The organism is Promicromonospora iranensis (assembly GCF_028994775.1).
GTDB lineage: Bacteria > Actinomycetota > Actinomycetes > Actinomycetales > Cellulomonadaceae > Promicromonospora > Promicromonospora iranensis_A.
Window position 1 is genome coordinate 269,888 of record NZ_JAJQMN010000009.1, and the last position, 10,317, is coordinate 280,204.

Here is a 10,317-nt window from a genome sequence, read left to right on the forward strand (position 1 = left end):
ACCGCACCCCACCGCACCGTTGGTCGAGCTTGTCGAGACCCCGAAAGGAGTGACCGTGCCCCTGCTCCAGGTATCGGGCGTCGCCAAACGCTTCGGCCGGGTCGTCACCGCCCGCGACGTGTCGTTCGAGGTCGCTGCCGGCGAGGCGCTCGGCCTGGTCGGTCCGAACGGGGCGGGCAAGACCACGCTCCTCGACATCGTCGCGGGTACACAGCGGGCCGACGCCGGGACGGTGGTGCTCGACGGGCGGGATGTCACCCGGCTCGGCGCCGCCGCCCGTGCCGACCGGGGCATCGCGCGGTCGTACCAGGTGCCGCGACCCTTCGGCGGGCTCACCGTGTACGAGAACGTCCTGGTCGGTGCGTCGTTCGCCGGGCGGAGGAATGCGGCGACGGAGCCGGCCCGGGACGCGGGCACCCAGGCCTGGCACGCGCTCGAGGTGACGGGCATGACCGAGGTGGCCGACACGCCGTCGGGCAGCCTGCGCCTGCTGGACCGCAAGCGGCTGGAGGTCGCACGGGCCCTCGCGACCGGTCCGCGTCTGCTCCTCCTGGACGAGATCGCCGGTGGCCTCACCGACGGCGAGCTGCCGCAGGTGGTCGGCCTCGTGCGCCGCCTGCGGGACGACGGCGTGGCGGTCGTCTGGATCGAGCACGTGCTGCACGCGCTGCTCGACGTGGTGGACCGGCTGATGTGCCTCGCCGGCGGGGAGGTGATCGCCCAGGGCGACCCGCACGAGGTGATCCGCAGCCCGCAGGTGGTCGAGGTGTACCTGGGATCGACGGTCGACGCCGTGGACGCGGGCGCGGAGCCCACGGCGGAACCCACCGGGGAGACGGCATGAACGTCCTGGACGTGAGCGGCCTGGCGGTCCGGTACGGCGACCTGACGGCGGTGGACGGCGTGTCGCTGTCCGTCGCGGAGGGGGAGACGCTCGCGGTGCTCGGCGCCAACGGCGCGGGCAAGTCCACGCTGCTGGCGGCGCTCGCAGGGATGCACCTGCCGGCATCGGGCACCGTGCTGCTCGACGGCGCGCCGGTCACCCGGGTGCCCGCCCACCAGCGGGTGCGGCGCGGGATCGCGCTCGTGCCCGAGGGGCGGCGCATCTTCGGCTCGCTCACCGTCGAGGAGAACCTGCTCATGGGCCGCTACCCGAAGCGCCCCGGGCCATGGGACCTGCGCGCCGTGTACGACATGTTCCCGCTGGTGGCCGAGATGAGGGACCGGCGGGGCGGTGTGCTCTCCGGGGGGCAGCAGCAGGCGGTGGCGATCGGCCGCGCGCTCCTGGCGAACCCGCGCGTGCTGCTGCTCGACGAGGTGTCGCTCGGGCTCGCGCCGACCGTCGTCGCGCAGCTCTACGACGCCGTGCGGCAGATCACCGCGTCGGGTACCACCGCGCTCGTCGTCGAGCAGGACCTGGACCAGGCGCTGCGCGTGGCGGACCGGGTCCAGTGCCTCCTCGGCGGCCGGACGGTGCTGGAGGCGCCGGCCGCCGGCCTGGACCGTGACACCGTCGCGGACGCGTACTTCGGCGTCAGCCACCACCCGCCCTCGCCGAGGTGACTACCTCGGCGAATGGAACCGTAGCGAGACCGGAGGAACGATGGACTGGCTCAACGCCGGCGTGCAGGGTGTGCTGCTCGGCGGGCAGTACGCCCTGCTCGCCTGCGGCCTGTCGCTGATCTTCGGCGTGATGCGCATCGTCAACCTCGCGCACGGCGTGCTCGCGGTGCTCGCCGCGTATCTCTCGCTCGTCCTGGTGCAGCAGGGGCTGCCGCTGTGGCTCGCGATCGTCGTGGTCGTCCCGCTGTTCGCGGCTCTCGGGTATGCGGTGCAGCGAGGCCTGTTCAACCCGGCGCTCGCGCAGGTCGGCCAGGACGCGGCCGGAGGCGCGCGCGGCGCGGGCGAGCTCGCGCCGCTGCTCGTGTCGTTCGGCGTCGCCGTGGCGCTCACGAACCTGCTCCAGGAGGTCTTCAGCGCGGACACCCGCAAGATCCCCACCGGCGACCTCGCCTCGGCGGGACTGCCCCTCGGCGACCTCTCGGTCGGCGTCCTGCCGCTGCTCACCCTGGGCGTGGCGGTGGCGGTCATCGCGGCGGTACAGCTCTTCCTGGCCCGCACCTCCACGGGCCGCGCCATGCGCGCCGTCGCCGACGACGCCGGGGCCGCCGCGATGACCGGCGTCGACCCGAAGCACATGTACGCGGTGGCCACCGCGCTCGCCTTCGCGACGCTGGGGCTCGCGGGCGTGTTCGTCGGCATGAGCACCCAGTTCTCGCCCGGCTACGGAGATCTGGTGCTGCTGTTCGCGTTCGAGGCGGTGATCATCGGTGGGCTCGGCTCGCTGTGGGGCACGCTCGCGGGCGGCATGGTCCTGGGCCTGGCCCAGACGATCGGTGCGCAGATCGACCCGCAGTCCGGGGTGCTCGCCGGGCACCTCGTCTTCCTCGCCGTCCTCGTGGTCCGGCCGGGCGGCCTGATGCCGAGGAGCGTGCAGGCATGAGCCGTCCCGCTGCTGTCCCCACGATCACGCGGGGCGGGCGCGGATCCCTGGTCGGTGGGGGCGTCATGCTGCTCGTGGTCGTGCTGCTCGCCGCCGTCGTGCCGTACGTGGTGACCTTGGGTGCGCTGTCGAGCCTCGTGATGCTCTTCGCCCTCGTGATACTCGGTACCACCTGGAACCTGCTCGCGGGGTACGGCGGCATGGTGAGCGTGGGTCAGCAGGCCTACGTCGGCGTGGGCGGGTACGCCCTGATCCAGCTCGCCGACGCCGTCGGCGCCCCGCCGTGGCTGGCCGTGCTCGCCGCGGGCCTGATCGGCGCCGCGATCGCCCTGCCCACGAGCTACCTCGTGTTCCGCCTGGCCGGCGGGTACTTCGCCATCGGCACCTGGGTCGTGGCCGAGGTGTTCCGGCTCGTCACCATGCGCATCGACGGGCTCGGCGGCGGGACGGGGCTCTCCCTCAGCGCCTTCCGCGGCACCGACCGGGTGGAGCGCGTCGCCTTCGTCTACTGGTTCGCGCTGGCGCTCATGATCGCCGTCGTGCTCGGGACGTACCTGCTCATGCGCTCCCGCGTGGGACTCGGCCTCACCGCGATCCGCGACGACCGCGTCGCCGCGAGCAGCCTGGGCGTGGCGGTGGACCGCGGCAGGCGTCTCGTGTACGTCGCGGGGTCGGCCGGTGCGGCGCTCGCCGGCGCACTCGTCGCGCTGAGCACGCTCGGGGTGACGCCCGGGTCGATCTACTCCGTGAGCTGGACCGCCGCGATGATCTTCATCGTGGTGGTCGGCGGTATCGGGACCATCGAGGGCCCGCTCGTCGGGGCGGTCCTCTACTGGGCGCTGCAGCAGGCCCTCGCGCCGCTCGGCACCTGGTACCTGGTGGTGCTCGGCGTGGTGGCGGTGGGAGTGGTCCTCCTGGCACCGCGCGGCCTCTGGGGTCTGGTGGCTGGTCGCTACCAGCTGTTCCCCACCGGGTACCGGGTGGGTGCTGTCGCTCCGGACGCGACCGTCGCGCGCAGGGCGGGCGAATAGCACCAACGATCACGCTCAGGACAAAGTTCTGGCAGCGCGGTGAGGCAGATGTCACAGGCTCTTCAGTCGACGGCGCGACTCGGTATCAACGAAAATGGTTGATCCGCACATCAGCGGTGAACCACGTGCACGGTAACCGCACGCCTGCACCGGAGGAGGACCATGACGGACGCCGACGACGCCCAGTACCACTCCATCGCCAACCCTCGCCGCACCACGCTCCTGCATCGGAGCGCCACGGAGGCCTACGTGCCTCAGCGCGAGCAACTCGACGCCCCGGCCGACGACGCCTCCGCGGGCTGACCCGCGGCACGCTCGCGCCGCACCGGCTGGCGCCTCGACAGAGAGCCCGACCGCACGCCCTCGGTGGCACGTGCGGCCGGGCTCTCTGCGTCTCAGTCCCGCTCTTTCTCGCCATACGAGACGAACGGCGAGGTCGTGAAAGTTCACCCCGTGCCGGTTATTGCCTGGCAGAACGGCAGGTCGTAGGCCTCCTGGAACCCCTGGGCAGTGTGATGGACCTCACGCCCGTTACATTCCCGAAACAGTTCCGCTAATCTGGTAGCGGTTTCTTCTCCCACAATTCGGGACAGCAGATCGGTGCATCGAGCACTCGGTACAGCGCGTTCAGCACGGTAGGCCGGCGGGCAAGGCTCCGCGGCGACCGGTGCGCGGTGGAGAAGGGCCCGCCGGCAGACCAACCCCTACCCGGGGCAGACCTGTCAGTGCACGTCCAGTCACGTACGGCGAGAAAAACTGAGTGGGGAACCCAGGAATGAACGGCGAATCGATTCGACACTTCACGGACGGACGCGTGCCCGACGCCGGGATCGCGCACCTCTTCAGCGTCGAGAACCGATTCCAAGCGCGACTCGACGTCGAGGCGGCGCTCGCACTGGCGGAGGCCGAGGTCGGCCTGATCCCGGAGCCGGCAGGGGAGGCGATTGCGCAGGCTGCGCAGATCGAGAAGCTCGACCTCGTCCGGGTGGCGGCCGAGACGGTGTCGGCGAGCCACCCGCTGATGCCGCTCATCGAGGAGTTCGCCCGCGTGGTCGGCCGCGAGCACGGCGGGTGGGTGCACTGGGGCGCCACCACGCAGAACATCACGCAGACGGCCGACGTACTGGTGCTGCGCGACGCGCACCGCGCCGTCAAGGACCTGCTCGCCAAGGTGCTGCGCGGCATGTCGAAGCAGGCCGACGCCTCCGCGGCGGTGCCGATGGCGGGCCGCACGCACAGCCAGCACGCCGTCCCGATCACCTTCGGCTTCAAGGTGGCGGTCTGGATCGACGAGCTCACGGCTCACACCGACCGGCTCGAGCGCCTCGAGGACCGGCTGTTCCGGGTGCTCATGGGTGGCGCCGTCGGCACGTTCGCGTCGTTCGGGCCCGCCGGCCGTGAGGTCGAGCGCAGGGTCGCCAACCACCTCGGGCTGGGCACCATGCCCGTCCCGTCGCGCGCGATCAACGACGGCATCGTCGAGCTCGTCCTCGTCCTCGGCCAGGTCGCCGGCACCGCGGGCAAGATCGGCAAGGACATCTACTCGATGATGCAGCCGGAGTTCGGCGAGGCGTTCGAGCCCATCCCGGACGGGACCGTCGGCAGCTCGACCATGCCGCACAAGCGCAACCCGCAGCTGGCCCTCGACCTCCTGTCGATGAGCGCACAGCTCCGCGCGCTGGCCGCGCCGGCGCTCGAGGCGATGCAGCATGACCACGAGGCCAACGGCGGGATGACCGACCTCCTGGAGTCGACGGTCTCCCGTGCCACGGTCCTGGCCGGCGACATCCTGACCCGGCTCGACGTCATCCTCGACGGCCTGGAGCTGGACGAGCAGCGGATGCGGTCGAACCTCGCCCTCAGCGAGGGGCTCATCGGCTCGGAGTCGCTCATGATGGAGCTGGGCGAGCGCATCGGCCGGCAGAAGGCGCACGAGGTCGTGTACGAGGTGGCACAGGAGTCCGCCGTCGGCGACGAGCAGTTCCTCGATCTGCTGGTGCGGAACACCACGGTCAGCGCCTACTTCGACCGTGACGAGATCCGCCGCCTGATCGACCCGAGCGCCTACCTGGGCGAGAGCATTACCATCGCGCACGAGATGGCACAGCACGCCCGCGCCGTCGCCGACCGGCTCGAGTTCAGCGCTCGCACGGCGAAGCCCGTGCCGCTGTTCCTGCGCGAGACGACCAGGAAGGGCCACGGCGCGGACGACGCAGACCCGGTCACCACCGACGGGGTCGTCCCGGCCGCCCGGACCGCCGACGACCTCCTGCTGGTCGGCCTGTAGCCGGCCCCCGCGCTGGAGCGCGGACACTGCGGCCCTGACCCGGCGTACCTGGTGCGTCGGGTCAGGGCCGCAGCTCTGTCCTCGGCCGAACGGCTTCGATCGACCTCAGTCGAACAGGGTGTCCGCCACCCACGTCCGGCCGGCCGCTGTCCCGACCGGAGCGGGCGGCGTCACCCGGGCAGGGGGCTCCGGTGCCTCCGCGGTGAAGCTCGCGCTGCGCAGCTCGGCGTCCGGGATCATCCCGGCGTCCGGTACGAGCATCTCGCCGACGCCGCCCCGTCCCGCGTCCCACTCCTCGGCGGCGAAGCCGGCGAGCTGGTCGACGCGCTCGTTGTACGGGTTGCCGACGTGCCCCCGTACCCAGTGGAAGCGGACCGGCCCCGTGCGTTCCGTCACGGCGCGGTCGATGCCCTGCACGAGGTCGAGATTCGGGACGGGCTCACCGGACGGGGAGCGCCAGTCGTTGCGCTTCCAACCCTCGGACCACTCGGACACTGATCGGATGGCGTACTGCGAACCGGACTCCACGAGCAGCGGCTCGTCACCGGGGTGGGCCTCGATCGCCCGTAGCAGGGCCGAGAGCGCGGCCGCCTGCTCGTTTCCCCGGGCCGCGCCGCCCGAGTCGAACTGGCCGCCCGCGTGGTTGATCCACGCCCATCCGATCGCGCCGCCGGGTGCGGCCGACCCGTGCGTGCTGACGATGATCACGGCGTCCATTGTGCATCCTTCTGCCCGAGAATCCGTACGGCAGGCCGGGGACGGCAGGTTCGGGACCGGGCGGGCACCGAGTTCGGCCGGGCGAAAAACCTGCGCTGGAGCCACGAAACCCACGACCCGCGATCCGTGGGCATGATGACGTCGTGCCTCACGTACCTTCCGACCCGGCCCGACGCTCGTCCGACAGCACCCCTACGCCCGCCGAGCGGGCGCAGGAGCTGCACCCGTCCCGTCGTCGGACACGTGCCGACATCCGGCGGTGGCGGCGGCTGCTCGCGGACGAACGAGCCGAGGCCGCTGTCTATCGTGACCTCGCCGGGCGACGCACCGGCGAGGAACGCGAGATCCTCCTCGCGCTCGCGCGCGCGGAGAAGAGACACGAGTCGCATTGGCTCGACCTCCTGGGCCCCGACGTCGGCGCACCCGTGCGCGGCGACCTCCGCACCCGGGCGCTCGGGTTCCTCGCTCGTCGTTTCGGCGGCGTCTTCGTCCTGGCGCTCGCGCAGCGCGCCGAGGCGAGGTCGTCGTACGCGCACGACGCCGACGCCACGGTGACCATGGCGGCCGACGAGCAGATCCACGAGGAAGTGGTGCGCGCGCTCGCCACCCGCGGCCGGAACCGGCTGTCGGGCACGTTCCGCGCCGCGGTGTTCGGCGCGAACGACGGGCTCGTGTCGAACCTCGCGCTCGTGCTCGGCATCGGCGCGTCCGGTGTGGCCACGAGCACCGTGCTGCTGTCCGGGCTCGCCGGCCTCCTCGCCGGCGCGCTCTCGATGGGCGCTGGGGAGTTCGTGTCGGTGCGCTCGCAGCGCGAGCTGCTCGAGGCGTCGTCACCGTCGCCCGCGGCGGGCGCCGCCCTGCCGCACCTCGACGTCGACGCGAACGAGCTGGCGCTCGTGTACCGAGCCCGGGGCATGACCATCGAGGACGCGACCGCGCACGCCGACGCCGTGCTCGCCCGGCTCGCGGTCACCCCGACGGAGCACCACGGTCCGCTCCTGCGGGTGCACGACGCGTCGACCGAGGAGCGCCCGGCGGACGGCGCGGACACCGCGGCCGACGTGGACGAACTCGAGACGCACGGGACGGCGTGGGGCGCGGCGTTCTCGTCCTTCTGCTTCTTCGCGTCGGGCGCGGTGATCCCGGTGCTGCCCTACCTGCTGGGTCTGGAGGGTCTGGTCGCCGTGGTCGTCGCCACCGCCCTCGTCGGGCTCGCGCTGCTCGTGACGGGCGCCGTCGTCGGGCTCCTGTCGGGCACCTCGCCGCTCACCAGGGCGCTGCGCCAGATCGCGATCGGCCTTGGGGCTGCGGGCGTCACCTACGTGCTGGGCCTCGTCTTCGGGGCGACCGTGGGGTGATTCGAGAGTTCACCCCGGCCCCGGATGGCCCGTTCCAATCGTGCCGATTAGCGTGAGAAGGGCGAGATACTGCGCCTCTTCCGACATGTCGCAGTTCCTAAGCACAAAATTCGCGATCCGCAAACCGCAGGTATGCAGTTGCCGAGATCGGGAACCCCCAGCAGATTAGATGTGTATGCATGTCTGTTAGCGGCCCACGAGGGGCCGGAGAGCGGGAGACGATGTCGAAGGACGCGCTGACGGGCACGGGGGATCACCTCCGTCGTGCTGTCGCGCGCGCCGTCGGAACCTTCGCGCTCGGCGCAGCGGGCCTTGCGCTCGGTGTCACTCTCGCGGCCCCGGCGGGCGCCGCGGAACGCAGCCCGCTCGGCTCCGCGCTCAGCGACACGGTCGAGGCGACGACGCAGTCCGTCACACGAACCACGGACATGCTCGGGCTGACCAGGATCGGGGCCGGCCGGGCCACGGCGGGCAGCCCTTCGGCGGTACCGGAGCAGTCCGTTCCCGAGCCCTTGGCTGCTACGCCCGGTCGGAACGCTGCACTTGCGCCGCGCACGGAGCCCAAGGCGCCCGCTGCCGCGCCGGAGCCTGCCGCGGAGCCGGAGCCCGCCGCGGAGCCGGTGCCGGAGTCCGCCGCCGCGCCGACTCCCGGGCCGACGGGGAAGGCCGAGCCCACCGGAGAGGTGGCCGATCCGGTCACGAAGACGGTCAAGGGCGCGGTGGACCTGGTTACCGACGGCGTGCTGAAGCCGGTGACCGAGCCTGTGCGCACGGCGGTCACCGAGCCCGTGGGTGAAGCGGTCACGGGGATCATCAAGAAGCCCGTCGCGGATGTCGCCGGGGTCGTCGAGCAGGTCTCCGACCCGATCCTCAAGCCCGTCACCGAACAGGTCGGCGAGGTCGTCAAGCCGGTGGCCGAACCCGTCGGGAACCAGCTTGCCCCGGTGACCGGGCTCGTCGAGCAGGTCGTCTCACCCCTTGCGCCGGTGCTCGGTGCGGTGACCAGGCCGCTCGCCCCGGTGACCGGTGGCGTGCTGAAGCCCGTGGGCGACCTGGTCTCCCCGGTGACCGACGTCGTCGGTGGTGTGGCGACCCCGATCGTGCGGGCGCTCGAGCCCGTCACCGCTCCCGTCACGGACGCGCTCGAGCCGGTCCTGACGCCGGTCGTCGGTGTTGTCGCTCCCGTGGGCGAGGGCCTGGCTCCGGTCGTCGAGCCGCTGCGTCCGATCGTGGAGCCGATCGCTCCGGTGCCTGGTGTCCTGGCGCCGGAGCTCCCCGTCCAGCCTTCGGCGCCGGACGGCCCCAGCACGGTGGTCCCGGCGGAGCAGGCCGCGGGCACCGGGTCGACGTACCCGGGGGCGCTGCAGGCTCCCGGGGCCGTCGCAGTCGTGGTCTGGACGTCTGCCGGCGTCCAGCACGCGATGCTCGACCTGATGCGGGAGGACGTCCGCGAGGGCGCCACCGCATCGGACGCCGTCCCTGCCCTGAGCATCGCGACGGCGGGCGCCACCCACGCGGGCGGCCCCGGCCTCCCCGGTGCGGACCTTCCGCTCGGTGCCGGCGGTGCCGGCAACGCCGTGGGGGCAAGCACGGCCGGTCTGCTCGGCGGCGGTGCACAGCAGCTCAAGGGGCCGGGGGGCGAGCCCCTCGCGGCGCTCTCCGCCCTGCTCCTCTTCCGGGCGCGCTGCTGGCGTGTGGCGACCGACGAGTCGCGCGCGAAGCTCTCGAGCAGCTACACGGACATCCCTGTCTCTCCTGCCTGACCTGGCTGGGCCGCGCCTTCACGTGCGGCATCTCCCGACGGTGAATCTGCCGTCGGCTCCACGCCAGGCAAGGAGAGACCCATGGACAAATACTTCCGACGCGCGCTCTACACGGCTCTTGTCGCGGGCGGCCTCATGGTCGTCGGCGCCTCCTCCGCGCACGCCGCCGCGGGAGGTCTGCTGGATCCAGCCACTCAGGGAGCCACAGACGTAGTCGAGGACGACGCCACCGTGCGCGGCGACCTCGACGCGCCCCCGGGTGAGCTCACGCCTGCCATGAGCCCGAAGTCTGCCGAGCCGGGCACCGACGAAGGAGTCGGTGAGAAGGGTCTGGTGGGCGACCTCGTCGGTCGCGAGGGAATCGTCGGGTCGCTCCTGCGTGCCGACGTCGTGGGAGTGGTCGAGGGCACGCTGGGCAAGGACGGTCTGGTCGACAGCCTGCTGACGGGCGACCGGTCGGACGGGCCCGAGCAGCCTGGGACAGGGGAGCCTGGCACGGAGGACCCCGGAACTGATCCCGGAACGGGTGAGCCGGGAACTGAGGAGCCGGGAACGGGTGAGCCGGGAACGGGTGAGCCGGGCACTGAGGAGCCGGGCACGGGTGAGCCGGGCACTGAGGAGCCGGGCACTGAGGAGCCGGGCACGGGTGAGCCGGGCA

At 72.3% G+C, this 10,317-nt stretch carries 10 protein-coding genes; 9 read left to right on the top strand and 1 reads right to left on the bottom strand.

The features are described from left to right. Positions 1-55 precede the first annotated feature (55 nt). From LUU90_RS18500 to LUU90_RS18525, 6 genes are all read left to right on the top strand, one after another. Positions 56-844 carry an ABC transporter ATP-binding protein gene (locus tag LUU90_RS18500; RefSeq protein WP_275005172.1) on the top strand — a complete coding sequence of 263 codons (789 nt, stop codon included), beginning with the start codon at positions 56-58 and terminating at the stop codon, positions 842-844. Further along, positions 841-1,563, top strand: a complete 723-nt coding sequence (locus LUU90_RS18505; protein ID WP_275005174.1) for an ABC transporter ATP-binding protein — start codon at positions 841-843, stop codon at positions 1,561-1,563. Before LUU90_RS18500 ends, LUU90_RS18505 begins: the two co-directional genes overlap by 4 nt. Positions 1,564-1,603: 40 nt before the next feature. Next, positions 1,604-2,503: a branched-chain amino acid ABC transporter permease gene (locus tag LUU90_RS18510; protein WP_275005176.1), complete on the top strand. Its 900-nt coding sequence runs from the start codon at positions 1,604-1,606 to the stop codon at positions 2,501-2,503. Beyond that, on the top strand, positions 2,500-3,534 hold the full coding sequence (locus LUU90_RS18515; RefSeq protein ID WP_275005177.1) for a branched-chain amino acid ABC transporter permease: 1,035 nt from the start codon (positions 2,500-2,502) through the stop codon (positions 3,532-3,534). The genes LUU90_RS18510 and LUU90_RS18515 overlap by 4 nt, the downstream gene beginning before the upstream one ends. Before the next feature lie 162 nt (positions 3,535-3,696). Further along, positions 3,697-3,837, top strand: coding sequence for a hypothetical protein (locus LUU90_RS18520; RefSeq protein WP_275005178.1), 141 nt, complete (start codon positions 3,697-3,699; stop codon positions 3,835-3,837). A gap of 472 nt (positions 3,838-4,309) precedes the next feature. Continuing rightward, on the top strand, positions 4,310-5,821 hold the full coding sequence (locus LUU90_RS18525) for a class-II fumarase/aspartase family protein (RefSeq protein WP_275005180.1): 1,512 nt from the start codon (positions 4,310-4,312) through the stop codon (positions 5,819-5,821). A gap of 105 nt (positions 5,822-5,926) precedes the next feature. Here the strand turns inward: LUU90_RS18525 and LUU90_RS18530 are convergent, their stop codons facing one another. Next, positions 5,927-6,538 (bottom strand): RNase H family protein, encoded by a 612-nt coding sequence (locus LUU90_RS18530; RefSeq protein WP_275005182.1) that lies wholly within the window; start codon positions 6,536-6,538, stop codon positions 5,927-5,929. Between the two features lie 143 nt (positions 6,539-6,681). Here LUU90_RS18530 and LUU90_RS18535 point away from each other — a divergent pair, with 143 nt between their 5' ends. The 3 genes from LUU90_RS18535 to LUU90_RS18545 form a co-directional block, all read left to right on the top strand. After that, positions 6,682-7,896, top strand: coding sequence for a VIT1/CCC1 transporter family protein (locus LUU90_RS18535; RefSeq protein ID WP_425596261.1), 1,215 nt, complete (start codon positions 6,682-6,684; stop codon positions 7,894-7,896). A gap of 179 nt (positions 7,897-8,075) precedes the next feature. Further along, a complete protein-coding gene (locus tag LUU90_RS18540) occupies positions 8,076-9,659 on the top strand; it encodes a hypothetical protein (protein WP_275005184.1) in 1,584 nt (527 codons plus the stop codon). An 81-nt stretch (positions 9,660-9,740) separates the two neighbouring features. Then, the coding region (locus LUU90_RS18545; protein ID WP_275005186.1) for a hypothetical protein at positions 9,741-10,317 on the top strand (577 nt) is incomplete at its 3' end.

What these genes read in the sequence shown, in the direction of transcription:
- LUU90_RS18505 (WP_275005174.1), top strand. Translation starts at nt 841, where the DNA reads ATGAACGTCCTGGACGTGAGCGGCCTGGCGGTCCGGTACGGCGACCTG.
- LUU90_RS18510 (WP_275005176.1), top strand. Translation starts at nt 1,604, where the DNA reads ATGGACTGGCTCAACGCCGGCGTGCAGGGTGTGCTGCTCGGCGGGCAG.
- LUU90_RS18515 (WP_275005177.1), top strand. Translation starts at nt 2,500, where the DNA reads ATGAGCCGTCCCGCTGCTGTCCCCACGATCACGCGGGGCGGGCGCGGA.
- LUU90_RS18520 (WP_275005178.1), top strand. Translation starts at nt 3,697, where the DNA reads ATGACGGACGCCGACGACGCCCAGTACCACTCCATCGCCAACCCTCGC.
- LUU90_RS18525 (WP_275005180.1), top strand. Translation starts at nt 4,310, where the DNA reads ATGAACGGCGAATCGATTCGACACTTCACGGACGGACGCGTGCCCGAC.
- LUU90_RS18530 (WP_275005182.1), bottom strand. Translation starts at nt 6,538, where the DNA reads ATGGACGCCGTGATCATCGTCAGCACGCACGGGTCGGCCGCACCCGGC.
- LUU90_RS18540 (WP_275005184.1), top strand. Translation starts at nt 8,076, where the DNA reads ATGTCTGTTAGCGGCCCACGAGGGGCCGGAGAGCGGGAGACGATGTCG.